Annotated in this window: 19 protein-coding genes; 13 read left to right on the forward strand and 6 right to left on the reverse strand. The window is 38.3% G+C overall.

Going from position 1 to position 25,948, the window contains the following annotated elements; all coding sequences use genetic code 11:
- The first annotated feature begins 48 nt into the window (after positions 1–48).
- The 4 genes from ACT29I_RS05125 to ACT29I_RS05140 all read left to right on the forward strand — a co-directional run bounded on the left by ACT29I_RS05125 (position 49) and on the right by ACT29I_RS05140 (position 8,486).
- Positions 49–1,485 carry a sulfatase gene (locus ACT29I_RS05125; protein WP_430931131.1) on the forward strand — a complete coding sequence of 479 codons (1,437 nt, stop codon included), beginning with the start codon at positions 49–51 and terminating at the stop codon, positions 1,483–1,485.
- Positions 1,439–4,798: a glycoside hydrolase family 2 TIM barrel-domain containing protein gene (locus ACT29I_RS05130; RefSeq protein ID WP_444792836.1), complete on the forward strand. Its 3,360-nt coding sequence runs from the start codon at positions 1,439–1,441 to the stop codon at positions 4,796–4,798. Before ACT29I_RS05125 ends, ACT29I_RS05130 begins: the two co-directional genes overlap by 47 nt.
- Before the next feature lie 219 nt (positions 4,799–5,017).
- Positions 5,018–6,337, forward strand: a complete 1,320-nt coding sequence (locus ACT29I_RS05135) for a sulfatase-like hydrolase/transferase (protein WP_444792837.1) — start codon at positions 5,018–5,020, stop codon at positions 6,335–6,337.
- A gap of 181 nt (positions 6,338–6,518) precedes the next feature.
- The gene (locus ACT29I_RS05140) at positions 6,519–8,486 is read left to right on the forward strand and encodes a sulfatase-like hydrolase/transferase (RefSeq protein ID WP_444792838.1); all 1,968 of its coding nucleotides are present in this window, start codon (positions 6,519–6,521) and stop codon (positions 8,484–8,486) included.
- A gap of 381 nt (positions 8,487–8,867) precedes the next feature.
- On the opposite strand, the gene ACT29I_RS05145 is transcribed toward ACT29I_RS05140, so the two are convergent.
- Positions 8,868–9,329, reverse strand: a complete 462-nt coding sequence (locus ACT29I_RS05145) for a hypothetical protein (RefSeq protein ID WP_444792839.1) — start codon at positions 9,327–9,329, stop codon at positions 8,868–8,870.
- A gap of 216 nt (positions 9,330–9,545) precedes the next feature.
- Positions 9,546–11,132: an asparagine synthase B gene (asnB, locus tag ACT29I_RS05150; RefSeq protein ID WP_430931126.1), complete on the reverse strand. Its 1,587-nt coding sequence runs from the start codon at positions 11,130–11,132 to the stop codon at positions 9,546–9,548.
- A gap of 512 nt (positions 11,133–11,644) precedes the next feature.
- On the opposite strand from asnB, the gene ACT29I_RS05155 reads away from it, so the two are divergent.
- Both ACT29I_RS05155 and ACT29I_RS05160 read left to right on the forward strand, forming a co-directional pair.
- Positions 11,645–12,235 carry an RNA polymerase sigma factor gene (locus ACT29I_RS05155; protein ID WP_430931125.1) on the forward strand — a complete coding sequence of 197 codons (591 nt, stop codon included), beginning with the start codon at positions 11,645–11,647 and terminating at the stop codon, positions 12,233–12,235.
- Between the two features lie 172 nt (positions 12,236–12,407).
- Positions 12,408–12,617: a hypothetical protein gene (locus ACT29I_RS05160; RefSeq protein ID WP_444792840.1), complete on the forward strand. Its 210-nt coding sequence runs from the start codon at positions 12,408–12,410 to the stop codon at positions 12,615–12,617.
- Here ACT29I_RS05160 and ACT29I_RS05165 read toward each other — a convergent pair.
- Entirely contained in the window at positions 12,614–13,600 is a 987-nt protein-coding gene (locus ACT29I_RS05165; RefSeq protein ID WP_430931123.1) for a glycosyltransferase, read from the reverse strand. The two genes, ACT29I_RS05160 and ACT29I_RS05165, sit on opposite strands and share 4 nt — an antisense overlap.
- 177 nt (positions 13,601–13,777) lie before the next feature.
- Entirely contained in the window at positions 13,778–14,992 is a 1,215-nt protein-coding gene (locus ACT29I_RS05170) for a 6-phosphofructokinase (RefSeq protein ID WP_430931122.1), read from the reverse strand.
- A 266-nt stretch (positions 14,993–15,258) separates the two neighbouring features.
- Between ACT29I_RS05170 and ACT29I_RS05175 the strand changes: the two genes are divergently transcribed.
- Both ACT29I_RS05175 and ACT29I_RS05180 read left to right on the forward strand, forming a co-directional pair.
- Positions 15,259–16,353, forward strand: a complete 1,095-nt coding sequence (locus ACT29I_RS05175) for a T9SS type A sorting domain-containing protein (RefSeq protein WP_444792841.1) — start codon at positions 15,259–15,261, stop codon at positions 16,351–16,353.
- A gap of 176 nt (positions 16,354–16,529) precedes the next feature.
- Positions 16,530–20,243, forward strand: coding sequence for a DEAD/DEAH box helicase (locus ACT29I_RS05180; RefSeq protein ID WP_444792842.1), 3,714 nt, complete (start codon positions 16,530–16,532; stop codon positions 20,241–20,243).
- Positions 20,244–20,511: 268 nt separating this feature from the next.
- On the opposite strand, the gene ACT29I_RS05185 is transcribed toward ACT29I_RS05180, so the two are convergent.
- Positions 20,512–20,937, reverse strand: coding sequence for a PepSY-like domain-containing protein (locus ACT29I_RS05185; RefSeq protein ID WP_430931119.1), 426 nt, complete (start codon positions 20,935–20,937; stop codon positions 20,512–20,514).
- Between the two features lie 126 nt (positions 20,938–21,063).
- On the opposite strand from ACT29I_RS05185, the gene ACT29I_RS05190 reads away from it, so the two are divergent.
- The 5 genes from ACT29I_RS05190 to ACT29I_RS05210 all read left to right on the forward strand — a co-directional run bounded on the left by ACT29I_RS05190 (position 21,064) and on the right by ACT29I_RS05210 (position 25,329).
- Positions 21,064–21,468, forward strand: coding sequence for a hypothetical protein (locus ACT29I_RS05190; RefSeq protein WP_430931118.1), 405 nt, complete (start codon positions 21,064–21,066; stop codon positions 21,466–21,468).
- A 274-nt stretch (positions 21,469–21,742) separates the two neighbouring features.
- Positions 21,743–22,882 (forward strand): universal stress protein, encoded by a 1,140-nt coding sequence (locus ACT29I_RS05195; RefSeq protein WP_444792843.1) that lies wholly within the window; start codon positions 21,743–21,745, stop codon positions 22,880–22,882.
- A 19-nt stretch (positions 22,883–22,901) separates the two neighbouring features.
- Positions 22,902–23,327 (forward strand): phosphate-starvation-inducible PsiE family protein, encoded by a 426-nt coding sequence (locus tag ACT29I_RS05200; protein WP_444792956.1) that lies wholly within the window; start codon positions 22,902–22,904, stop codon positions 23,325–23,327.
- A gap of 629 nt (positions 23,328–23,956) precedes the next feature.
- Positions 23,957–24,682 carry a sensor histidine kinase gene (locus ACT29I_RS05205; RefSeq protein ID WP_444792844.1) on the forward strand — a complete coding sequence of 242 codons (726 nt, stop codon included), beginning with the start codon at positions 23,957–23,959 and terminating at the stop codon, positions 24,680–24,682.
- Positions 24,682–25,329: a response regulator gene (locus ACT29I_RS05210; RefSeq protein ID WP_430931114.1), complete on the forward strand. Its 648-nt coding sequence runs from the start codon at positions 24,682–24,684 to the stop codon at positions 25,327–25,329. The genes ACT29I_RS05205 and ACT29I_RS05210 overlap by 1 nt, the downstream gene beginning before the upstream one ends.
- Positions 25,330–25,444: 115 nt before the next feature.
- On the opposite strand, the gene ACT29I_RS05215 is transcribed toward ACT29I_RS05210, so the two are convergent.
- On the reverse strand, positions 25,445–25,873 hold the full coding sequence (locus ACT29I_RS05215; protein WP_430931113.1) for an Hsp20/alpha crystallin family protein: 429 nt from the start codon (positions 25,871–25,873) through the stop codon (positions 25,445–25,447).
- Between the last annotated feature and the right edge of the window lie 75 nt (positions 25,874–25,948).

Consider the following 25,948-nt stretch of genomic DNA (forward strand, 5'->3'; position numbering starts at 1 on the left):
GTGTTTCTATGTGATCTTAGGGCCTTTGTGGTATTTTAATAACAAAATATGATCAAGAGATTTTTATATTTAACACTTACCTTGTTATTGGTAGGTTGTTATGCTAAAATGGAAGACGATAAAAATACAAAAGGTTCGCCAAATGTAGTGCTGATTGTGGTAGACGATCTGGGTTGGACCGATTGTGGTTTTATGGGGAGTACCTACTATGAAACGCCTAACCTGGATAAGCTGGCCCGGGAGAGTATGGTGTTTACCAACGCTTACGCAGGTGCTGCCAATTGTGCTCCCAGTCGTGCTACCTTGATGTCGGGTATGAACTCGCCAAGAACCGGAATTTATACGGTTTCGCCATCTGAGAGGGGAAACAAAAAAAGCAGGAAGCTGATCCCTGTCAAAAACACCAACTTTTTGGGAGATAGCGTATACACCATGGCCGAGATGTTTAAGGATGCTGGTTATGTGACCGGGCATTTTGGTAAATGGCACCTGGGTGAAGATCCATGTACACAAGGCTTCGATGTAAATGTAGGTGGCGGACACGGAGGTCATCCCAAAAGTTACTTTGCTCCCTATCAATACCCTGACTTAGAGGCTCCCGAAGGTGAATATCTCACCGATCGTTTAACCAAAGAAGCACTCACTTTTATTGAGAATAACCAGAAAAACCCATTCTTTTTGTATTTGCCCTTTTATACAGTTCATACCCCTATTCAGGGTAAAGAAGCTATTATTAAGAAATACAAATCTAAAAAAACAACAGAAAGTCACTTTCGTGCTGATTACGCGGCCATGGTGGAGAGTATGGATTATAGTGTAGGCCGCGTTCTGGAAAAAATAGACCATTTAAAACTAGAAAATACCATAATTGTATTTACCTCAGATAACGGAGGGATTTATGCCATCAGCAAACAATTACCGCTCAGAGCCGGAAAAGGAGCTTATTATGAAGGGGGAATACGGGTTCCGTTGGTCATCAAATGGCCAGGAAATGTGAAACCCGGGAAAACAGATATACCAGTATCTAATTTAGATTTTTATCCTACTTTTAAAGAAATAATTGGCGCAAATGTACCACAAAATAAAATTTTAGATGGTGTTAGTTTAAAAAGCCTGTTACTCGAAAACAGGAAAATGGAAGAGCGTCCTTTCTTTTTCCATTTTCCCATATACCTGCAAGCCTATTCCAAAAAGTCAGGAGTCAACCGTGACCCCTTGTTTCGAACACGTCCCGGTACCGCCATCAGGCTTGGAGATTGGAAGATGCTTTATTATTACGAAGATCAACAAACAGAGCTGTTCAACTTAAAGAATGACCTGGGAGAGACGACAAATGTTGCCGGTAAATTCCCGGATAAAGTGCAGGAACTTAAAAAGCTGATGGATAACTGGCTAAAAAATACAAATGCCCTTGTGCCCGCACAAATGAATCCTGATTATGATGAGAACTGGAATAGGGAAATGTTATCCCAACATGCAATTTAAACCTATGAAAGCGGTATCGGGTTTGTTACTTCTATTCACCTTTAACCTTGTTGTCGCTCAATCCCTACAAGAAAAAATTAACTTCAACGAAGACTGGTATTTTCTCCAGCAAGATAATGCAGCTTATAGTTCAGAAAGTTATGACCATAGTGGATGGCGTAAATTAGATTTACCGCACGACTGGTCTATTGAAGGTGAATACGATAAATTTAACCCCATGGGAGGAACATGCGGGTATTTGCCTGCCGGTATTGGTTTCTACCGTAAAACCATCGATGTGCCATCGGAATGGAAAGGAAATAAGGTGAATATAGCTTTTGATGGCGTGTTTATGAACAGTACGGTATGGGCAAACGGTCAAAAGCTGGGAGAACGACCTTATGGATGGATCTCCTTTACCTACGATATTAGCGATATAGTAAGTTCTGCGGACCAAATTACTTTTGCCGTTAGGGCGGATAATGAATTACAACCCTCTGCCAGATGGTACACGGGAAGTGGTATTTATGCCGATACCTGGATTGAAGTGATGAATCCTGTTCATGTGGTGCGTGAGGGAGGTGTTTTTATTAAAACAGATGATAATGTCTTGTCCATTGATACCGAAGTGGTAAACCGCACAGAAAGCAGTGTTTCCCTATCGCTAAAGACCCGTATTTTAAACGATCTGGGTATGGAGGTTGAAAATGTGACCAGCAGCTTAATTTTAAGCACCGCGGAAAACAAAACGTTAAGTCAGGAGATTACAATTGCCAATGCTCACCGTTGGTCGGTCGAAAACCCTTATTTGTATACGGCTGTTAGTGAGGTTTGGCAGGGAAGTGAATTGCTGGATAACGTAGTTACTCGATTCGGGGTTCGTGATGTGCAATGGATACCGGAATCCGGCATGTGGCTTAATGGTGAGAATGTAAAACTGCAGGGGGTATGTAACCACCAGGATGCCGGAGCATTAGGGGCTGCTGTTCCGGATAAAATACTTCGATATCGTATCCAACAGCTCAAAGACATGGGCTGTAATGCCATACGTACAACACACAATCCGCAGACCCCTAAATTTTACGAGATGTGCGACGAGATTGGAATGCTCGTAATGGATGAAATATTCGATGGATGGAAAAAGAAAGCTAAAAATGATTATGGAGCACATCACTTTGCTGATTGTTGGGAGGCCGATGTTACTTCCTGGATTAAACGAGATCGTAATCACCCAAGTATAATCATTTGGAGCGTGGGCAATGAAACCAGTAATACTTCCGGAGGAACAGAAGCACAAGATTTGGTGGCTAAGTGCAAGGGATTGGATCCTACACGCCTGGTTACTTCGGGTCATTCTGGCAGTGCGTATATGGATGTGTTAGGTTATAATGGAGCCAGCGAGCGGGTTGATTACTTAAATGATCTGGCCGGAAACACAAAACCAATTGTAGGTACCGAAAATACCCACACCTGGCAGGTTCGTGGTTATTATCGTACAAAAACCTGGTACCGCGATGGCAATAGCAGTTCGGTTTATGCAACAGAAAACCTTACGGATCATGAAATCTTTTACAATGATTTTATGTACAACGAAGATCGTACAGTGGCTAAAAAAGTATTTAATTCGGGTTATGATAATGCTTATGTGCGGTTGAACTCAAGGGGGCATATAGAGCAAGTAAGAGATATTACCCATTATGCCGGTGGTTTCCGTTGGACCGGGTATGATTATATTGGCGAAGCCAGCTATGTTCACGGAGGATGGCCTTTTAAAGCATTTAACGGGGGAGCTATCGATTTAGCCAACTTCGAAAAAGATTTATACTATTTGTATCAGAGTCAGTGGACTGATGAACCCATGGCGCATATTTTACCGCACTGGACACACCCGAAAATGGAGCTGGATACAGAAATACCGGTTTGGGTATATTCTAATTGTGACGAAGTAGAATTGTTTTTGAATGATATACCCCTGGGAAAACAAACACCTGGCGAAACAAGGTTCGATATGCAATGTGAATGGTTGGTGCCTTGGCAGCCAGGCGATCTGAAAGCTGTGGGCTATGTAAATGGTTCGGTTGCAGTTGAAAAAACAGTTGCATCTGCTTTTCGACCAACCCAAAACAGTTTATCCATTGATGGAGTGGAACTGAATGAAACAGGAAAAGATATTGTTCAGGTACGGGTAGAAACGAAGGATTCAATAGGAAACTTTTATCCGCACGGTGAAAACCGCACCTATTTTAAAGTGTTCGGGCCCGGTAGAATTCGTGCTTTGGATAATGGGAGCCCTATTGATGTGGAAAAACACTTTGGTGTTGATAACAGAATCGCATTTTACGGTTTAACACGGGCTTATATCGAATCTACCGGAGAAAGTGGAGATATCAATCTATTGGCCAGTGCTATACTAGGTGAAAAAAAGCAGTTAACCTCCAATTGGGTTTCCATCGATACCCAAATTTTAAATTTAAGAGGAAATACTGTTTCTCCTGATATTAAGATGTATTACACCATTGATGGTAGTACACCTTCAACTGGTTCAACATTGTATACGGAGAGTTTTGCTGTGCCTTTGGAAACAACAGTTAAGGCATTGGTGATGGTGGATGGAGAAATAGCTTATACTTTAATGGAACGCTTCTCCGAAGACGAAGGTTTTGTGTGGAATGATCCGGCTGCGGGTGAAATACCATCAGATATCAATAGCAACCAGGCGGAAGATGCAGTGTTTAGTGGTGCAAATATTTCAACATCTGGCTCGGGGTATAATGGCACCGGTTTTCTCAATTTTGGTCAAAATACAAATGGATATGTGGAATGGTACCGTGAAAATGATGGAGATACCATGACCGAAACGCTGAATATCCGCTACGGCTGTCAGGCTGGAGGTACAGCAGGCGGTCGTTACATCAATGTTGTCGTCAATGATGTGATAATACAAGAGAATCTACTCTTGCCCAATACAGGTTCCTGGGGTAATCATTGGGGTGAAGTATCCATCGAAATTCAGATAGAGCGTGGTGCCAATACCATCCGACTTCAAAACCCTGGTAGCGGGGGTGCATACCTCGACCAAATATCCTTGGAAAATGCAACAGCTGTTGAACAGAATAAAACGTCAGAAGTATGTGTACTTCCGGTTCCCGTAAAAGATATATTAACGATTAAGGGTGTTGAAAATCCAAATTGGAGTGTTTATAACATGGCAGGAAAAGTGTTGATGTCAGGCAGCGGAAATGAGATGGATGTTTCGATATTCGCGCAAGGTATGTATATCATCCATATTCAGGATAACTTGGGAAATGTCACTTTAAGAAAGTTTATAAAGTAGGAATTTAAATATACCGTATTGTTGAAGGTAGGGAAATTACTAAACTTATATGTTTATCCCCACCGGGGATTTTGATTTAATTATTGGGATTAACGTGTAACCTTCGGATAACTTGAGTCAATTATGAAAATAACACGAATAAATATCTTAGTAGCAATTTCACTGCTGTTTGTCGCAGCATGTAGTAATCAACAAAAAATATCATCAAAACCGAATGTAATGGTTTTGCTAATCGACGATGCAGGTTATGCCGATTTTGGTTTTGCAGGCTGCAAAGACCTTAAAACTCCCAATATCGATAAACTCGCATCCAATGGTGTTGTTTTTACCGATGCACATGTGTCGGCCTCGGTCTGCGGGCCCAGCCGTGCGGGTATTATGACAGGTCGCTATCAACAACGGTTTGGTTTCGAATGTAATCCTCCCCGCGACTTTACGGGCGTTAGCCTGAATGAAACAACGCTCGGAGAAGCTATGAAACAGGCAGGCTATAAAACCGCCGCCTTTGGTAAATGGCACCTGGGCGACTTGCCCGAATACCGTCCTAATGCCCGCGGTTTTGATTATTTCTGGGGTTTTCTTGCCGGCGGCCGGAGCTATTTCAGCAACGATAAAGACGATACGGAGGGGGAAACGCATTCTATTCGGGAAAATGACACTTTTGCCACTTTTGAAGGTTACCTGACGGATAGACTTGGTGATAAAGCCGTTGAGTTTATCGACAACAACAAGGATAAACCTTTTTTTATGTACTGGGCGCCCAATGCAGTGCATACACCTATGGAAGCCACTAAAGAAGATTTAGCTTTGTTCAAAGACCACCCTCGTCAGACACTGGCCGCCATGACCTGGGCTTTGGATAGGGCAGTAGGTAGTATGGTTTCAAAACTTGAAGATGAAGGTTTGTTGGACAATACATTGATATTCTTTTTGAGTGATAACGGCGGAGCACATAATAACCAATCGAGCAACAAACCATTAAAGGGATTTAAGGGCAACAAGTTCGAAGGAGGCCACAGAGTACCTTTTTTTATACATTGGCCTGATAAAATAGCTTCGGGTATGTACGATGGACTTACATCTGCGCTTGATGTTTTTGCTACATCCATATCTGTTGCCGGAGAAAAAGTTAACACTCAATCCCCGTTGGACGGAGTCAATTTAATACCTTACTTAAAGGGGAAATCGAAAGAAGAACCTCATAATAAACTATTTTGGAGAAAAGACAAAATGGCTGCTGTACGAAAAGGTGACTATAAATTGATAAGGGTAGAAGATTTAGGTGAAAGAGTATATAATTTAAAAGCTGATTTGCAAGAAAATAATGATTTGTCAAGTCAGAACCCGGAACAATATAAAAGTTTGATGAACAACCTGGAATGCTGGGAAGAAGAATTGGATTCCCCATTATGGACCGAAGGCCAAATATGGGATACCATTACCTGGATGATTCATGAAGATTTGTTTTTGAACAGAGAGGTAAGGGTGAAAAATCCGGGGCAACTTAATCGATTTATAAAAGCATCCTCAAGTAATTAGTTTTCAAATTTCTTCCCTCCGGTGCACAAATATCGTCCTAATAATAGGAATAAGCTCCCTGTATAATGGAGAGTCTGATCTGCAGGATGACGAAGGGAGCGATATTACCTAATACGTAGCGACATGAATCGTTACCTTGACGGTTATGTCACCAGGTAAAAAATCATAAAAAAATAAAAATATGAATTATTCGATTAGTTTGTTGTTTGCCTTTCTGGTTTCTATTCAATGTTTTGGTTCACAAGTAGGCAATAACCAGGATAGACCTAATGTTTTATTTCTGGTTGTAGAAGATTCTTCGCCCTATCTGTTCCCGGCCTATGGAAACAAGTCGATAAAAACGCCAAATCTTGATTTTATTGCACAAAATGGTGTGGTTTTCAACAATGCATTTTCCAACGGGCCACAATGTTCACCGGCAAGATCATCGCTTATCAGTGGTTCTTACGCCACCACGTACGGGTGCGACTGGCATCGTAATGGTAACGTGGTTCCGCAGCAATATTTCTTTCCTCAGTATTTGCGCAAAGCAGGATACTTTTGTGTGAATGCAGGGAAAACAGACTATAATATTACCAAAGAGGCTCAAAAAAAATATTATAAAGTAGCATGGGACCTTAATAGCGGAAATATAAATGGGGATAAAAAGAATGTGAGTTATAACGATACCTTACGAGGGGACAAACCATTTTTTGCCCAGTTTAACAATGCCACTACCCATATGAGTAGAATGACAACGGTAAGTGTGGATTACAGAAAGCCAACCAAGGTAGATCCCAATAGCATTGAATTACCTCCCCATGTGCCTGACTTACCTGCTATACGGTCTGATTTTGCATTGCATATGGACGGTGTGGTTTCTGCAGATAATTGGGTAGGTTTGTTTTTGGATGATTTAAGAGAGAAGGATTTAATTGATAACACCATTATCTTCTTCTTTTCCGATCATGGAGGATGTTTGCCTAGAGGTAAGGCTTTTCCATACGAAACAGGATTCAGGGCGGCATTGATGGTGTATGCTCCCGAAAAATGGCAACATTTATTGCCAGGGAAGGTCGGAAGTAGGACAGATCGTTTGGTTCAGTTTGCCGATTTTGGCCCAACATTATTAAGCATCGCAGGCGCATTACCTCCTGAGCATATGCAAGGGAAAGCTTTCATGGGAAAATATGGGGAAGGGCAACGCGAACATGCTTATTGTTTCAGAACCAACACAGGACCACACTTCGATCCATCGCGATCGGCTTTGGATGGTAAATATCAGTATATAAGAAATTATACCCCATATAAAGTTCATGCTTTAAAGCAATCTTTTCAATGGGGAATGCCGGCACAGACCGCTTGGGACAGTTTGTATTATGCTGGAGGGTGCAATTCTGAACATCAAACATATTATCAGGATAAACCAATGGAACAATTGTTTGATTCGGAGGAAGACCCATTCGGGTTGCATAATTTGGCAAATAATCCTGAATATCAAGATGTATTAATAAAAATGCGCAAAAAAGTTGCGTCACATATCAGGAGTAGCTGGGATATTGGTTTTTTGCCTAAGGAAGTTAGAGACGAGTTGAAAAAACAAAATATTGCTTTGTACGACTGGGTCAGACAAAATAATTATCCAATTGAGACTCTTCATCTTTTGGTTGAAAAAGCTTCGATGGCAGATGCCAGCAACAAGGAATTCTTTGTAAAGATGCTTGCACATGAAAAAGTAGAATTCAGGTTTTGGGCTGCATCCGGATTAGCCAACCTTGCGTTTAATGGAATCTTGCAGGATGTTCCGGATGAGCTAATATTGGCTGCAACAGACCAAGGGAAATGTGTTCGGGTTACTGCAGCCGAAGCATTGGTATATGCAGGAATGAAAAAGAAAGGTGTTGGGATACTGATAGCGCAAGCACAAAAGGGAAATACAATGTCGATGTCGGCTCTCGAAGAGTTGGGGGATAGCATAGAGCCATATTTGCCGGAAATTGAGAGATTAGCCCGGAATTCTGCACGTAGTGACATACGCTTTATGGCCAGGGGTATATTAATGAATTTTGGAAGGTTGACCCATAAAGAGTTATTCGAAGAAGAACAGGTAAACTCGTTTATTAAAAATCATAAGAAAAGAATTAGGGAATGGGCTCCTACCAGACCTTAGTTTATTTATTTGGTTTTTACTTGCCCAATTTAGGATGAACTAACTTTTTAAGGAAGCCCATACTTTTATCCATTACCTATATTGACTCATACGTGGTGTCATTAGGAATTTTCAGATGCCTAATAACATTTCTCTGCGGATGGCACAACTGTTTATGGCTGTTATTAAAAAGATAGACCAAACCAAGAAGGCTTTTTAAGTAGTGGCCTTCTTGACAGGGATTTACCTGATTTGCATACTAGATATGGTTGAACCCACCATATGCATCAGAAATCCTGTTACGCAATCCTACGACTTCAAAACAAGGCGTTTCACGGAGTTGTTTTAAATATCCAGAGCGGTGTTATGCAACGTTTCAGCAGCTTCTTGTTTTATGGTATTTTAAATGCTCATGACGAACCTAAAATCCATATTCCGGGTTGAATTGCTCCAGCAGCAACTCTCCGGTACCGGCGAAAAATCAAAGACCGTATAGTGAGGCTTTCGAAAAGCGATATACGTCCCAATGTCTTGGGAAAGGAAATCACGAAGGTCGAGTTCATGGCCAGGTTCAACAAGTTGCAGATAAACGGTATAAGCTTTATCCGACACCTGGGTTTGAACGCTTTCAACGAAGGCACCCGTTTTCATTACACCGTGTGCTACACCCTGCTCCTCACCAAAACCAAGCGCGGGCTTGCCGGTGCCATTAATGCCACAAAAAAAACGGAGGTTGCCATGAAAAATAACATCAAAACCGTTTTTACTTGAAAAGGAAGACCCGGTAAGCACGAGGCTGAACGTAAACAGATCGCTAAAACGATCACAAAGGAACGGGTATCCGGGTGGGAACGGAATACTCAAAAAGTGCGATCTAATCGCTTTGGTATCATCAAACAACCATTCTTAAACATATGTAAATAAAAAAGCAGGAAAGATTCTCCCGGCTTTTGAAATTTATTGTAATCTAATCTTATTTCTGAAATCGACTTGCTAATTTTTAAATAGCAAGCTTCATATAACCCAAAAGGGGTGGCCCATTTTAAGCCACCTCTCTTACCTCAATATCAATTATTCGAATTATTCTCCACTTTTACCATAGTTAGGAAGTACACGTGCACTAGGATCGTCCACGTCACAGTTTTCCCATTCTTTATTTGGCATCCAGAACGATTTAATAACTTTGTCTCTTCCGGGGAAATGCTTTTCAAAAATATCGCGATACATCAACGATTCCTTTGTAAACGGGGTGTTGCTGGGATACTTTATCTTAGCATTTGACAAGTCTTCATCCGAATACATTTCTTCGGCGTAGGCTTTTAAGTAATCAACGGAGCTATGCCCCACCGCATCGGAGAAAGCTGCTTTATCACGATGTAAAATTTCCTGGGGTAAGTAATCTCCTTCAAACGCGGCTCGCAACAAGTATTTGCCTTCACCGTACGTATTCATCTTTTTTGCCGGATCAATACTCATGATGTAGTCCACAAAATCAAGATCCCCAAATGGCACTCGCGCCTCAAGCCCGCAGGATGAAATACATCTGTCCGCACGTAGCACATCGTACATGTGGATTTCCCGGATTCGCTTTTCGGCTTCCTCCTGGAAAGCTTCAGGGGTGGGAGCGAAGTCCGTATATTTATATCCCAGAATCTCGTCGGCAATTTCACCTGTCATCAACACTTTTACATCCGTGTTCTCCCTAATGTATTTGCATATAAGGTACATGCCCATTGAAGCCCTGATAGTGGTAATATCCCAGGTCTCTGTATTATATATTAAAGTACTTAGGGTATCAAAAATTTGTTGTCGTGTAAATAATACTTCCGTATGGTCCGCTCCCAGGTAATCGGCAACTATTCTGGCGTATTTGGTATCAATAGGATCGTCCTCGATACCTACGGCAAAAGTTTTTATAGGCTTATCCAACATTTTGGCTGCAACGGCACAAACTAAACTGGAATCTAACCCGCCACTGCAAAGGAATCCCACAGGAACATCTGCTTGCAGTCTTTTTTCAATTCCGGTCGTAAGTTTTTCGTTGATATTTTTAAAGATTTCACCCAAATCGTGATCTACGAATTTTTCTACTTTGGAAATATCCTTGTAACAAACAAATTCGCCATTGGCATAGTAGTGTCCCGGAGGGAATGGTTTTACTACATCGCAGATGGGATGTAATGTTTTCATTTCACTGGCGAACATAATCTCAGCTTCGGCAGTATAGCCATAAAATAATGGACGAATTCCGATTGGATCCCTTGCTGCAAAATATTTTTTGGCCACAGAGTCGTAAATAACAAATACAAACTCAGCGTCTAAAGCTTTGGCCGTTTCTTCAATACCTTTATCCAAAAATAAAGGAATAATTACTTCACAATCGCTCGTAGATTTGAATTCATATTCATGTTCGTATTTTTTACGGAGTTGCTGAAAATTGTATACCTCACCGTTACAAACTAAATTAATATTGTTATAAACAAGAGGCTGATTACCGTTGCTTGAAACATCCATAATACTCAAACGGTGAAAGCCCATCCAGCCTTCCTTTCCGAAGTCCCTAACAAAAGAATTATCCGGACCTCTGTATTTAATTCTGTTAAATTCACTGGCAAACAATAGTTTGTCCATCATATCACTTCCCGTGTAAACTGCAAATCCGCACATGTAGCTTGATAATTTTAATTTATTTGGATATCGTATTTTGTTAATGTGGGTATAAAAGTAACTATTTATAATAAATGTACAATAAATAATGTCGAATTATCACCTAAAAGTTCATAATACTATCAATGTGGTAGAATTAGAAAAGCCGGGGTATTGTTCTGAAAAAAGTATGTTATTAAATATTTGGATAACGTTTATTGGGGTTATTGAATCTATTATTGACTTTGCTGAATGTACGCTTTCTTTAAATTGGGGGTATGGAAAATATTTAGAAATTTCACTCTTTCAAAACTATAATGTAAAATTAAAAAATAAAAGGTTGAATAGGCCGTATATTTTAAATTTTAAATATTTAACATGGTTCAACAATTAAAAAGTTAGAAAAGATTTTATAGGAAAGAATTGGATTTTAATCTTTTTTTTAGTTTTTTGCACCTTCCAAATAGAATCCTAAACGCAAAAAATATATGCCTATTGCAAACATTTACGCTTAATTTATAAAATACTTAAGCATGAAGTACATACAAGGTATGTCGGATGATGAATTGGTAAAATCGTTCATGTCAGGCAAAGAGCATTGTTTGCAAGTTCTAATCGATAGGCATAAGAACAAAATCTATTCGTATATTTTAATGATGGTCAAACAGCAGGAGTTGGCCGAAGACGTTTTTCAGGATACCTTTATTAAGGTAATTCAAAACCTGAAAAGGGGTAAGTATGTCGAAAACGGCAGGTTTCCTTCCTGGGTTATGAGGATTGCACACAATTTGATCATTGATTATTATCGTAAGCAAAAGCATATGCAAGTGGTGAGCAATGATGCCAACGATTACGATTTGTTAAACTCTACCAAATATTCCGAGGCTAACGTTGAAGATAAAATGGTGCATACGCAAATATTAACCGAAGTGGTTGAATTGCTGGAACAACTGCCCGATAATCAGAAAGAGGTTGTGCGCCTGCGACACTTTATGGGGCTTAGTTTTAAGGATATTGCAGAAGAGACTGGAGTAAGCATAAATACTGCGCTTGGGAGGATGCGCTATGCGTTGATTAATATGCGTGCAATAGTAGAAGAAAAAAATATTTCACTTACGATGTAATTTTCTCGCAATAATATATAATAAACGGCGTTTTTTAACTGTGTGTTAAGTTTGATACCGATATTGCTTTAAAGTTTTAGTGAATTAAGACTTTAAGATGTTAGTTGCACAATTGTGTGTTGTGGTGCAATTGACAATGTTGGTTGTAATAAAAATGAGAAAAAGAACGCCTATGAATTCAAGTTTTACCCAAGATTTGGCTAAACTAGAAGCGTATAGTTTAGCTATGATTGATTTTTTCGACAAATTACCGGATAGTTTTTTCGAAGATGAAAATCTGGAGCCACCCAAAAGAGTAGTAGACAATATCCTCCGGTACTCCAAAGACCATACGTCACCATTGCAAAACGGATCTAAACTGTTTAGGTATGGCATAAATTAGTTGTAAAAATTTTTCTCGTAAGCAGTAAATTCTTTTCTTTTAAAGATCTTGCGTTTTAATGTGGCGGTCAGGAATCCTGATCCATAAGCTATAATTTGTACCATAGCTGCCATGCTGGAGGCAATACCAACCTTTAAACTTCGTGTTTGAATTGTAGCGTCTGTAAAAAAAACAAGCCAGGGCAACAATGCGAGCGGTAATAAAATAGGTAAAAAGATGCAAGCAAGAAGGTATGCCGCATAACCGAAAGTAAATATCGCGGGTAAAGCATGAACTAACTTCAATGATCCCGGATGGCGATAGTTTAAGTTAATACGTGCGATTCCCGAATTATAAACCTGCTTAAAAAAAGAACGGAAATTATTACGGCGCTTATGAAATACAGCAGCTTCCTCAATTAGTTTAGTCGAGTATCCTGCTTCAAGGATACGCATGCTAAAATCAAGATCTTCGCCAAAGCGAAGTTTTTCGAAACCTTTTAGACTTCTGAAAACCTCTTTTTTAATTCCCATATTAAAACTACGCGGATAAAATTTATCCAATTTCTTTTTGCCACCTCTAATTCCACCTGTGGTTAGGGTAGAGGTCATAGAATAACTGATCGCTTTTTGAATAGTGTTAAAAGTTTCGTGAGCCATGTCCGGGCCTCCAAAACAGTCTGTGTTATTCAATTTATTATCTACATAGTTAAAATATTCCGGGGGAATGAGGCAATCCGAATCGAAGAATAAAAAATACTCGCCTGTCGCGAGTTCGGCACCTTTGTTCCTGGCGGGTCCCGGACCAGTGTTTTCCTGAAATTGATATTTGAGGTCAAATTGGTCCTTGTACTGAATGCAAATATGTTCGGCGGAAAGATTCGAGCCATCTTCAATAACAATAACTTCAAAATCGGAATAATTAACAAGCGTTAGACTATGCAGTAATTCATCTATTTCCTGGGGACGGTTATAAACCGGTATAATAACAGAATACTTGGGCATTGGCGTATTTTTGCTGATTCAACAACAAATGTAAGCTAACCACAGTTATTCGCAAAAAAAGAAAGACCTAATCTTGATAAATAGATCTTCCGGAAATAGAAGAGGGTTTCACCGAATTGAGAAACCCTCGTTATTCATATTTACATTGTTCCTGCTTTAGTTGTTTTATTGCAAATGCTAGGTTAAATCGGTTGTTAAAAACATCATGGGGGAACCTATGATATCCTGGTAGATGGGTCTGTACCTATCGGTATCGTAGAATTTGGCCACATTTACCTTTTTTACACTTTCTCCTTTGGAATCTTTCTGAACAGCTTCAATAGACACATAATCAAATTTCCCGTCCTTTACACAAACCATGTATCCTGATTTTCCTTTTTTAATCAGGTCAAGTGCCATGTTGCCGTATGTGGTTGGAATAATTGAATCCAGCGCGTCTGGTTGCCCCGAGCGAACAAGGTATCCTAATTTTTGATTGATAATATTGATTTCCTGTCCGTTATTATACTTTGCCGAATGCTTTTTAAGTTCTTTGCCAATTTGTTCACCAATACCACCCAACTTTTTATGTCCAAAGGCATCTGTTTCTGCATCTGCATAAATAATGTCCGATCCATCATAGGTAGCCCCTTCGGATACCAAAACTACCGAATAATTGCTAGGATTGTTTTTGCGGTCCTCCACCATCAGGGCGGTTAAGTGTTCCGTGTTAATAGCATATTCCGGTATTACACAGCGGTCGGCCGCGCCACCAATGGTAGGGAGCAAAGCTGAAAAACCCGCATTCCGGCCAAACACCTCCAAAACCAGAAAACGCTCGTGCGACCCGGCGCAGGTGCGTAACTCATGGGTCAACTCAATGGTTCTGGTGATACAAGTACTAAAACCAATACAATATTCCGTTCCGGGAACATCTCCGTCCATGGTTTTCGGGATACCAACCACCTTAATTCCTTCCTTGTGCAGCCTAACCGCGTAACTTAACGTGTCGTCTCCTCCAATTGGAATCAGGTAGTCGATGCCAATGTGCTTTAAATTGGCTACGGCTTCATTTGTAAGGTCGTTATATTCTTCTTTATAAGTACCCTTTAGGTGTTCAGGCAAATTTTTATATGCAACTTTCGTAGCTTTGGTTCTGCTGGAATGTAGAAAAGTACCTCCGGTTCGTCCAATTTTGTTTACGGTTAATTCGGATAGTGGGATACAATAAGGCTGCTCATCTAATGATTTGGAACGGTTGATGCTAATAACACCTTTCCATCCGTTTTTAATACCGATTACATTGTAACCTTCGCGGATCGCCCGTAATGTGACCGCTCTGATAGCAGGGTTAAGTCCGGGCACATCACCTCCTCCGGTAAGAATACCAATAGTAAGTCCGTTTTTTTTCATGTCTATCCGTTTTAATTAAAAATAAGGGATTGTAACTCTGTGTTTTTTAAAGTTATAAAAATATTTAGATAATTAAAATCAGTAATATGACACGCAAATACCCTGTGATTGCTACAAAACTGTGGGGTACATAATTTGTCTCCTCTACAAAACTTGAGAATACCCCCTTTTTAAGAAGGAAATATTTCCACTTAAAATAGGGTTTGTCTTTTAAATTTGGCTAAATGCGAATGTAAAAATTATTATCACCCTTAAATTTATTGAATATGAAAAAAGTTTACTTGTTGTTTATTGCCTTCTTATTAACGATTGTTGTTACTAATGCTCAAACTCTTGTTTTTGAAGAAACGTTTGATGATTGGGCTGATGGTGTCGGAATCCAAAATGATGAGAACTGGATTGGTGTAGGAAATACAAATGGTTGGATTGCAAATGGAAATGGATTAGTGATCCCTCCTGCTGGATGGCGAGGTGGTACACAATCCGGTAATCCGTTAAGTGGTTGGGTACCTGGAGAGAAGGTGCGTATAACTGTTGATTTAGGTGTTGATTTTTCAGCAGAAGTAGGTGATCCGATTGAAAAAAGACTGAAGACTAGAATTTTTGGCAATTTTGGTTTAACTACTAATGTCGATGTCACAGGAGGTCAAAATGGAACAACAGCATCAACTTACGTTGAAAGTACATTAGGTTTTAGATTTGAACAAAATCAATGGACCGGAAACCCGGTTGGTTCGATTCCCAGTGGGTCTTTAAAGTTTTTCCCATATTTTGGATCAACAAATAATACAGATGCCTATATTCCGGGTATTGAAGATATGGGAGCTAACATACAAGGTTTAACTGCAGACGGAGTAGCAACTGCTGATATTCCAGCCTCTAACGACTTGGTTAGTGATGTAATCAGAGTGAGTTATTATGTAGTGAAGGAAGCTACAGCAGGGGAATTTACAGTTGACGTTGTAGTGGAAAATTTAACGACTTCAATAAGCCAGGCAAAAGGTCCATTTACAGTTTTAAATACAGAAATTTATAACGCAACAGATGTTTATTTTACGGCAAGTACCCAAAATGGAGGTCCGTTTGTTTTTATGGATAATGTAAAGCTTGAAAAAGGAATTCCTTTGGCGCTTGGTGATGATATAAAATCGGGTGAGAGTAAGATATTTTTAGTTGGAAATACTTTATACGTAAAAGATGTTGAATCTACGATGACTCAATTTAAAGTTTATAACCTAAGTGGAGTTGCCGTAGCTGAAGGTGAATTTTCGGGCTCATCATACAGTGAAACATTAAACCTTGATAAAGGAGTTTATATGGTTAAAATTGGTTCAAAAGCAACCAAAATAATGATTCAATAATACCGTATTTATTAATAAGTTTAATTCGTAATAGAAGCATTCTCATTTGAGGGTGCTTTTTTTTTGCTTCGTAATGTATATGGTTTAAGGAAGTTGCATTTCTTGTTCAAAAAGAAAGTTTTCTATGCCAATTGCTCTTACTATCTTTACTGCTTCATTTTTTTCATGGAAACCATATGTCTCTATCAGATTCTCAAGATTACATCGACCGGATTGTAAGCATTAAAGCTTCTCCTCAGGTTATTGAAAGCGGAAAGCAAATATATAACAATGGAGAAGTGGCGCTTAAATATGCCAACAATGCTTCGGATACCTGGCACTTCCAGGTGCAGGGTGCGCAATTATATACTGTAAACATTAAGGATTTAAACAGACAGGACCTAAAAACGACATGTTCTTGTGCCACCACCTGGGGTAGTATTTGCGAACACACGGTGGCTGCATTAATGTATATAAAAGATGGGGGAGAACATAAGCCAGTAAAGGATAGCAGTGCCACTATATCCTCTCTGAGAACTGTTCATGGCTATATGTATGAGAAGTTCCGCTTTGTGTCCATAGATGATATCGAAGACAACACCTCGGTAAGCGTCATCAACGATATATTGCACGGTTATAACAATCTTTTACTGGAAGATGTTATATTCGGGGATGATGAAATTACTTTTGAGTATACCAGCTATTATGATAGGCAAAATGCGACCATTAAATTTATTAATGGAAGGGTTTATATTTCGAGTAGCAGCAAAAAACCCATTCCTAAGTTAAATAAGGTTGAAGCACATACTTTGTTGCTGATTGCGCGATCGGCCAACCCCGATTTGTTGGATATTCTTTTTACATCGAAACTGGAAGACAAAAAAAGGGAGACTCTGGAAAACTACGGTTTGCCTGAAACCGAAGATTTCGGAAAATATTTTTCTTATATGTTTCATCCCGATAGTGGTTTGGTCATTAAGTTCCGTCCCGATCAAACAGGCCTGTTGCCCATCAATCCGCATGTTAAAACCAGCTTCCGTCGCTTGGTAGACGAGCTAAACAAAGATGACCTGATGTTGGATGACATCCCCAGGAAAAATGAGGAAAGGTTGTTGGGTTTTATTCTTCAGTTTAACCAGGACGATTTTGAGGACTATGACGGGGAAGCAAACTTTACTGTTATTCCGGTTGTAGGCAAACCAAATAAAGAAAGAACGCAATTAACCAGCCATATTGAACGGTGGGATGAATATGAGGATATGGATAAGGTAAAGGTTTCGAAAAACGCACAGGAGATCATCAGGTGTTTGGAAAGGTTTGAAGATACGCGCTCCGCAAAAACCAGGTTCTCGATAAAACGCCAAATGATTCATTTGTTGGCAAAGGAAAAGATTGTTCATTACAGAACGGTGAGTGAGTTTAAGGTCAAAAAATCGGAATTAAGAAGCGTACAAGTATTAAAGCAACCGGTTACCGCAAAGTATGTGGCCTTTAAAGATGATACCTTTGTGGGCTTGAGGCTCATGTTAACTATTGACGGGGAAACAATCAACGCCAACGAAATTGATTTGTTTTTTCGTAAGGCACAAGCCTATTTATATCAAGGGAAAATTAGTGTGCCGGTGAGTTATAACGTGGCCCGGCATATAGAAACCTGGCAGCAGGATTTAAAAATGGTGAAATCGCATAGACAACACTTTTTTAACGAAATAGTGATGCCACTCTCTAAAAACTTCGAAATAGATTTTGGTAACTCTGGTTTTGATATCGAATCGGTAGAACTGGATTTCAGGAAAAAACAGGTGTTTCTTTCCGAACTGCACGATTTTCTGATTATCACGCCTCAGGTAGAATATCACAATGGCGTTTCCGTCATGCTGAACCAGTCGGGCAACGTATTGGTAGATGAAAACGGAGAAGTAACCGAATATAAAAGAAATATTGAACTGGAAGAAGACTTTATTAAGACCATTGCCGAACTTCATCCCTATTTTGAAGAACAAATTGAAGACAAACGTTTTTACCTGCATTACGATACCTTTACGGAGGATATGTGGTTCTACCGTTTCTTTGAGCAGATGCAGAAAATAGAAGTGGAAGTATTCGGACTCAAGGAACTGAAGAATTTTAAATATTCCCCGTTTGCAGGAAAGGTGTCAACCACAATCAGTAGCGGACAAGATTGGTTCGAGGTGGATGTGAAAGTCAGTTTTGGCGATACCCGGGTGAATCTGAAAGACATAAAACAAGCCGTACTCAACCAACAAAAATACATTCAGCTAAAAGATGGCAGTGTGGGGATGTTACCCAATGAATGGCTGCATAAGCTCGAAAAGTTCTTCAGGCATGGTGAAGTGAAGGATGACAAACTTTCTGTTTCAAAAATGCGCTTCGCAATTATCGACGAATTGTTCGAGGACCTGGACGATGCGCAAATACTAAGCGATATTGCTGAAAAGCGACAACGGCTGGCCAATTTTAAGGAGATCAGCAATACCCGGGTGCCCCAGGAGATTAACGCTGATTTACGTGCCTACCAAAAAGAGGGGTTAAACTGGCTTAATTTTCTGGATGAAATGGGTTGGGGTGGTATCCTGGCCGATGATATGGGCTTGGGTAAAACGCTGCAGGTACTCACATTTTTGCAGCATGTGGTCATCAGGGATAAAACACCCAATATTATTATTGTTCCAACCTCGCTGCTTTTTAACTGGGAAAACGAGATTGCGAAGTTTGCACCCAATTTAAAAGCGTATTATCATTATGGGATCAACCGTACCAAAGATGTAAATGAATTCACCGATTTTGATTTGGTTTTTACGACCTATGGCATATTGCTGCGCGATATTGAAATGCTGTGCAAGTATAGGTTTAATTACGCGGTTCTGGACGAATCGCAGGCTATCAAAAACCCTGCTTCGCGTCGATTTAAGGCGGCTAATTTAATTCAAGCCAACAATAGAATTGCACTTTCCGGTACGCCTATCGAAAACAGTACCTTCGACCTATATGCGCAAATGAGCTTTGTGAACAAAGGTTTCTTTGGCGGAGCTACTGGCTTCAGGTCCCAGTTTTCAAATGCCATCGACAAAGAAGGTGATGATAATATTGCAGCTGAACTTCAGCGATTGATCAATCCCTTTGTACTTCGCAGGACCAAGGAAAAAGTAGCTTCCGAACTCCCCCGAAAAACCGAAGATGTGATTTATTGCGAGATGGAGAGCGAGCAACGCAAGGTATACGATGCCTATCGAAACGAATTTAAGAATAAGTTGCTCCAACAAGTTGAAAACAAGGGTGTCGAGAAATCGAAACTGATGGTGCTGGAAGCTTTAACGCGAATGCGCCAAATCTGTGACTCGCCTGCTTTGTTAAACGATGATAGTATAGCAACAACAGAATCGGTTAAAATAAAAGAGATTGTGCAGCATATCACCGATAAAACAGCCAATCATAAAATATTGATATTCTCCCAGTTTGTAAAGATGTTAGGATTGATAAAAACTGAACTGAACAGGAGAAATATTGACTATGAATATCTGGATGGGCAAAGTACCACCGTTCAGCGCGAAAAATCGGTTAATTATTTCCAGGAAAACGAGGATTTGCGGGTGTTCCTAATCAGTTTAAAAGCTGGGGGCACGGGATTAAACCTAACGGCGGCCGATTACGTTTATATTGTTGACCCCTGGTGGAATCCGGCAGTGGAAAATCAGGCCATCGACCGTTGTTATAGAATTGGACAAGACAAAAAGGTTTTTGCTTATCGCATGATTTGTAAGGACACGGTAGAGGAGAAGATCCTTCAACTACAAAACAAAAAGAAAAAAATAGCAGGGGATATTGTGCAAACAGAAGAAAATATTATGAAAACACTGCAAGCTGAGGATATCAATGATTTATTTTCATGATCAGCAGTATAAATGTTGCAGTATTGAGGATATTTTGTGAAGTTTGGAATCCAAATTTTATATGCCGGAGCAATACGCTATCAAATTGGAGAGTTTAGCCTTGTGCTTGGTTCAATGGTTTATAATACAAGATTATGCTTGTCAAATCATAATAGACACAATAGGCCTTTCACTTTTAATAAGTACATTGGAGATTAGTGGGACTGAAAGAATTTTAAACTTTATTAAAAAAGGGTGCTAATGTAGCACCCTGATCTATTATCTTTTTCTATTTTTCAACATAATCACCTAATGCATCAAAATCAAGTTTCACCTTATCTTCATCAACTAATAGAATTACCTGGTAACTTGTTTTTCCTTTGTTAGTAACGATTTGCTGAGCTTGTTTAATTTCAAACTCTTCGTAGGTTTCTGAAATATATTCAGATGCTGCTTCAGGCAAATCGTCTTCAGAAATGATGGCCACCGTTTTCAACCATTTCCCATCAATTGCAAAAAGAGCATGATGTTCTGTGTCATATAAAAAATGCACCTGATAATTATCATTTGCTTTTTTCCAAACAGGGTTTTCTGCTCCTGGAAATTTTTCGCCAAAAGCAGCTTTAACTGCTTTAGGAACCATAACATTTTGGGCATAAACAAATGTTACAGTTAAAAATAACATCGAAATAAAAACAAGCGATTTTCTTTTCATTTTGTCTTTTTTAAAATTATAATATATTATTAAGACTGTATACTTCGATTTGGTCACCTGTTGTTTATATGGCTTATAATGTGTGACCTAATATTTCCTTTAAGTCTAAATAGCAAAAGACTTTGTATGCCTTTAAAAAAGATAATAGTTCCGGTAAATTTAAGCGGTGAACCCAAGTATATATTAGAATATGCTTACAAATTGGCATTTGCTTCTAATTCTAAATTAAGCTGTATTTGTCATTCGGGTGAAGAAAATACTAAATCTAACAACCACAAAAATAGTGTATTAAGGAAGGATAACTTTTTAAAGCTTGACTTTGTTAAAGTTATCAACGGAATATTAAGTGAAACAAAAATACCATATGAAGTTATTATAACTAAAAACGGCATATCCGGAAGCTTGGAAAACTTTACTTCTTTCAACACTCCTTATCTTATAATAATTGAGATCTCAGATTTAGAAAACTTGTTTCATTCGATAAAAAACACCAAGACTCCTGTGATATTATTTAAGAACTCAAAGAAATAGAAACAAACAAATGATGGAATCGACCCAATTATTAATTCCATTAAAAACAACGAAGATATAATTTTGGTGGTTAAGTGGTTAAAATCACGCAAATAAAACCGGCAACAGCCCTTTGTAACCAACATATGTTGCCTTTGAGTACATAGAAAAGATGTTGTTCTATTGTATTTCTTGTTTTTTTTATCTTTAAATTCCAGAAAAATAAGTTAATTTATATCATGCATTACATGCTATGTGATCCTATGATTTGTTTTGTTAATTTAATAAAATACGTATGAAACTATTAGAAAAAATTTTACTACCTATAGATTTTAGCGAATCTACAGATTTACAAGTTGATAACATTATACCAATTGCAAAAATATATGAATCAGAAGTAATTATATTGGCCTTATTGCCCGAGGATGCCAAAATAAAATCTGTTTTTAATCTGATTAAAGAATCAGTGACGACGAAGATAAATCAAATTAATCAAAAGTTGAACGCTGAAAACATCAAGACCTCTGAACCTTCAATTGTGTATGGTGAACCTGTAGAAAACGTACTTAAAACCGCCAGGGTACATAATGTAAATGTCATCATTCTTCCTTCTCATTTATGCAATCATAATAAAGAAAAACTTGGTGTTTACACCGAAAAAATAATTAGACGGGCAGAAAAACCAGTTTGGGTTATTAAAAAAGGAAAGAAGATAGATAATTTAAATATACTATGCCCTATTGATTTTTCAAGTGCATCAGAAAGGGCGTTGAACAATGCAATAATACTTACGCGCATTTTTAAAGCTAAATTATCCATCATAAGTGTATTTACGCCAATAAGAAGTTTATCTATATGGATAGAAGCGGATCTAGAAGATGAGAACAAAAAAAGTAAAGATGAATATATTGGTAGAGTGAATGAATTTATATCCAAGCAAAAACTTAATGACTTAAACTATTCTTTAGATATTATTGATGGAGATCCTGTGGAGGAAATCTTGAATTATACAGAAAAAAACGATATTGACCTTTTAATAATGGGTACAACAGGTAGAAATAGTATAGGTAAGGCACTAATTGGAAGTGTTACTCAAGAAGTTGTTCGCCATGTTAATTGTTCATTTATAACCACAAAGTCGATAGATATCATAAATCTTAAACTTGATAATGAAATTAAAAGTATTGAAACCCATGTGGAGATTGCAAAAAAAATGGAAGAAAGTGGTTTATATGAAGAGGCAATAACTCAATATGAAACTTGCTTAAAAATAAATAGTATGCATATTCCGGCACATTACAGTATCGCAAAGTTGTATAAGAAAATTAATAAAATAGATAAAGCTAATTATTATGAAAAATTAGCATCGGATCTAATGGATCGAATATGGGACAGGAAAATCGAGGATGAAATAAAAAAGTTTTATACTAAATAACCAATATAGTATGCATAAGATGTTCAAACTATTTCAAAAAGGTACGATTATAGCGTTACTTTTTTTTATGGCAGTATTGATCCTTGTATCCACCTACGATTTAATAGTGGTCCTAATTAAAGAAATAATTAAGCCTGTTCCTGAATCAGGTATTATTATTGGATCGACTGGATTAGTGACACTTTTTGGGTTCTTTTTTAATGTACTAATAGCATTCGAATTATTTGAAACTATTGAGCTTTATTTAGATGACGGGACATTTCACGGTGAAATAATGCTTATGATCGGGATCGTAGCCGTATCCAGAAAAATTATAGTGCTTGACTTTACCAAACAAGACCCTATTTTAATTATCGCACTAGGCATATTACTTGGTTCCCTATCATTTGGCTATTATCTAATTAAAATAAAATTAAATAGAAAATCCATAGAAAATGATGCTTAAATAGTTTGTCCGAAATACAAGTTAAATAAAAAGCCAGCTTTATGAAAGGAACTCCATATTGCTGGCTAGATAATGCACGTTAATGCCGGACTGGCCTGAAAATAGGCTACACAAGAAGTCTACTGCTCTTCAACTTCTTTTAATAGGTGAAAACGGAGGTTTGTTTTCGAACCTTTTTCCTTTCTGGGAGGGTTCTTCACCTTTTTCTTTATAATTTCGCGTTTTATGGTTTTCGACATTGCTATAAGTTAAATACCAAATGTAATAGAATAAACTTTTATTAATTAGACTCAATTAAATGCAGTAGGTCACATTCTTTTACTGTATTTTTATATTAATTTAGTTCTTGCACAATAATGAATACAACCAGGCACTCATTAACGATTGACCAGCAATATAGGTTAGCAAACTCTTTACCTATAGGCGTTTTAGTTTTGGGGTTGGATCACAAGGTGATTTTTTATAATGAAACTTTTTTTCGTATGACAGGGGCTAAGTGTAAAAACAATGAAATATCACCCCCAAATGTCTACTTGCAAAAGCTAATAAATGAGGTTAATACATACAGATCCAAAAGTTTAAAATCATTTTCATTTTCGTTTGATGTTTCCCCAAATGTTAAAGATACTATGAAGGCATCTGTATCACATGAAGAGGTCATCATTATTGCGGAGCGGACTAATATAACGGAAGATGTTGAAGTTGAATCCGTCCAGGCCATTCTGGAGGGACAGGAAAATGAGAGGAGAAGAATAGGAAGGGAGATTCACGATGGTTTAGGGCCACTGATGTCCTATATCAAATTTAGCTTTGATGCCATTGTTGAGGAGATAGATAGCCAAAGCATTTCTCAGCCTGAGTTATTAAAAAACATTAACGAAACCATTGACATAGTATCAGAAGACTTGCGTTCGTTATCGCATAAATTGGTTCCGCGAACTTTAGATGAATTCGGGCTATATTCTGCGTTTCATAACCTTATTTTTAAGCTTAATGAATCCAAAAAGGTAAATGTGGAGTTTTATACCAATATGGGTAGTGAATTAAGGTTTGATGACGAAATTGAACTAAATATTTTTAGGTGTGCGCAAGAACTATTGAATAATGCAATGAAGTATGCTAAAGCAAGCCATATATTGGTGCAAATTATTCTTCATAGTGACAGTATTATTTTAATGGTGGAAGATGATGGGGTTGGATTCGATAAGATGAAGCTAAGACCGGATCATCACGGAATTGGCTTAACCAATGTAGAAACCCGCGTTAAACTTCTGGAAGGAGAATTTAACCTTGATTCGGAAATTGGGGAGGGCACGGTAGTTAGTATAGAAATTCCTGTAAAAAGCAATTCATAATGGAGAAACTAAAAATGTTACTCGCTGACGATCACAAGATTTTCAGGGAAGGTATTAAATCCCTGCTTTGTAAAGAAAAAGAGATAGATTCCATTGCAGAAGCATCTACGGGGAAAGAAGTTTTAAGTTTAACCGCTACCAACCAATTCGATGTCATTGTTCTGGACATAGATATGGGTACCCCAAACGGAATTGAAGTGACGGAAAAGCTAACCCGGGAAAACCCCAATAGTAATATCTTAATATTATCAATGTTAGGATTACCTGAATTTATTATGCAGGCATTCGAGGCTGGAGCTAAAGGTTACATTTTAAAGAATGCAGGTAAAGACGAATTGCTAACCGCGATAAAATGTGTGGCTAAAGGTGATAGTTATTTTAGTAAAGAGGTTTCTCTAAGCCTGATGAAACAGATTCAGAATCCGTTTAGCGAGAAACTAAAAAAAACAAATATCCCGCTATCGAAAAGGGAGATCGAAATACTAAAACTAATTAGCCAGGAATATTCTAACCAGGAGATCGCTGATAAATTATTTATCAGCATTAGGACTGTGGACACACACAGAAGAAACTTGCTTGAGAAGCTGGGTATAAAGAATAATGTGGGGTTGGTTAAATATGCACTGAGCAAAGGATTAATAGACTAAACCGGAAACAAAACCTCTGTTCCCGGTCATTTAAACCTAATCTCAAATCATTCATGTATTGTAAATACATGCCTTTGTTAAAGCAGCAGAAGCATCAGCGCTTCAGATGGTTTAATCAATTGATTTCTATTTTTTTAGGAGGTTTAGCTTTAACTTCTTCTTTTTTAGGAATAGAGATATTTAAAATCCCATCGTGATATGCTGCTTTAATTTTTTCGCCAACCACAAAATTTGGTAAGGTAAAAGAGCGCTGAAAAGAAGAAAAATTAAACTCTCTTCTTGTTACTTTTGTGTGCTTATCCTCCCTTTCTTCTTCTTTCTTAGCTGAAATAGTAAGAACATTGTGGTTTAAATCTACATTAAAATTACTTTTGTCCATGCCAGGAGCAGCTACTTCAATAATAAACTGGTTATCATCCTCTTTGATGTTCACGGCGGGCATGGAAGTATTCATTTTTGAATCAAGATTTTGCCACACAGAACCGGTAAATAAATCATCCACCCAACTAGGGTAAATAGATGAGCCTCTAAGTTTTGGTATCATTTTCATTGAAATTAAGAGTTAGACAAATCTTTTAATAAGCTACGTAATTAAGACATGAGAAAATCAATTGGTCAC

This window comes from Saccharicrinis sp. GN24d3 (assembly GCF_052400645.1).
GTDB lineage: Bacteria > Bacteroidota > Bacteroidia > Bacteroidales > Marinilabiliaceae > Saccharicrinis.

Excerpts from the sequence above, each read along its gene's own strand:
- ACT29I_RS05140 (WP_444792838.1), top strand. The coding sequence starts at position 6,519 with ATGAATTATTCGATTAGTTTGTTGTTTGCCTTTCTGGTTTCTATTCAA.
- ACT29I_RS05160 (WP_444792840.1), top strand. The coding sequence starts at position 12,408 with ATGAATTCAAGTTTTACCCAAGATTTGGCTAAACTAGAAGCGTATAGT.
- ACT29I_RS05175 (WP_444792841.1), top strand. The coding sequence starts at position 15,259 with ATGAAAAAAGTTTACTTGTTGTTTATTGCCTTCTTATTAACGATTGTT.
- ACT29I_RS05215 (WP_430931113.1), bottom strand. The coding sequence starts at position 25,873 with ATGATACCAAAACTTAGAGGCTCATCTATTTACCCTAGTTGGGTGGAT.
- ACT29I_RS05180 (WP_444792842.1), top strand. The coding sequence starts at position 16,530 with ATGTCTCTATCAGATTCTCAAGATTACATCGACCGGATTGTAAGCATT.
- ACT29I_RS05125 (WP_430931131.1), top strand. The coding sequence starts at position 49 with ATGATCAAGAGATTTTTATATTTAACACTTACCTTGTTATTGGTAGGT.
- ACT29I_RS05170 (WP_430931122.1), bottom strand. The coding sequence starts at position 14,992 with ATGAAAAAAAACGGACTTACTATTGGTATTCTTACCGGAGGAGGTGAT.
- ACT29I_RS05210 (WP_430931114.1), top strand. The coding sequence starts at position 24,682 with ATGGAGAAACTAAAAATGTTACTCGCTGACGATCACAAGATTTTCAGG.
- ACT29I_RS05200 (WP_444792956.1), top strand. The coding sequence starts at position 22,902 with ATGTTCAAACTATTTCAAAAAGGTACGATTATAGCGTTACTTTTTTTT.
- ACT29I_RS05185 (WP_430931119.1), bottom strand. The coding sequence starts at position 20,937 with ATGAAAAGAAAATCGCTTGTTTTTATTTCGATGTTATTTTTAACTGTA.
- ACT29I_RS05130 (WP_444792836.1), top strand. The coding sequence starts at position 1,439 with ATGATGAGAACTGGAATAGGGAAATGTTATCCCAACATGCAATTTAAA.
- ACT29I_RS05195 (WP_444792843.1), top strand. The coding sequence starts at position 21,743 with ATGAAACTATTAGAAAAAATTTTACTACCTATAGATTTTAGCGAATCT.
- asnB (WP_430931126.1), bottom strand. The coding sequence starts at position 11,132 with ATGTGCGGATTTGCAGTTTACACGGGAAGTGATATGATGGACAAACTA.
- ACT29I_RS05155 (WP_430931125.1), top strand. The coding sequence starts at position 11,645 with ATGAAGTACATACAAGGTATGTCGGATGATGAATTGGTAAAATCGTTC.
- ACT29I_RS05205 (WP_444792844.1), top strand. The coding sequence starts at position 23,957 with ATGAAGGCATCTGTATCACATGAAGAGGTCATCATTATTGCGGAGCGG.
- ACT29I_RS05190 (WP_430931118.1), top strand. The coding sequence starts at position 21,064 with ATGCCTTTAAAAAAGATAATAGTTCCGGTAAATTTAAGCGGTGAACCC.
- ACT29I_RS05165 (WP_430931123.1), bottom strand. The coding sequence starts at position 13,600 with ATGCCCAAGTATTCTGTTATTATACCGGTTTATAACCGTCCCCAGGAA.
- ACT29I_RS05135 (WP_444792837.1), top strand. The coding sequence starts at position 5,018 with ATGGTTTTGCTAATCGACGATGCAGGTTATGCCGATTTTGGTTTTGCA.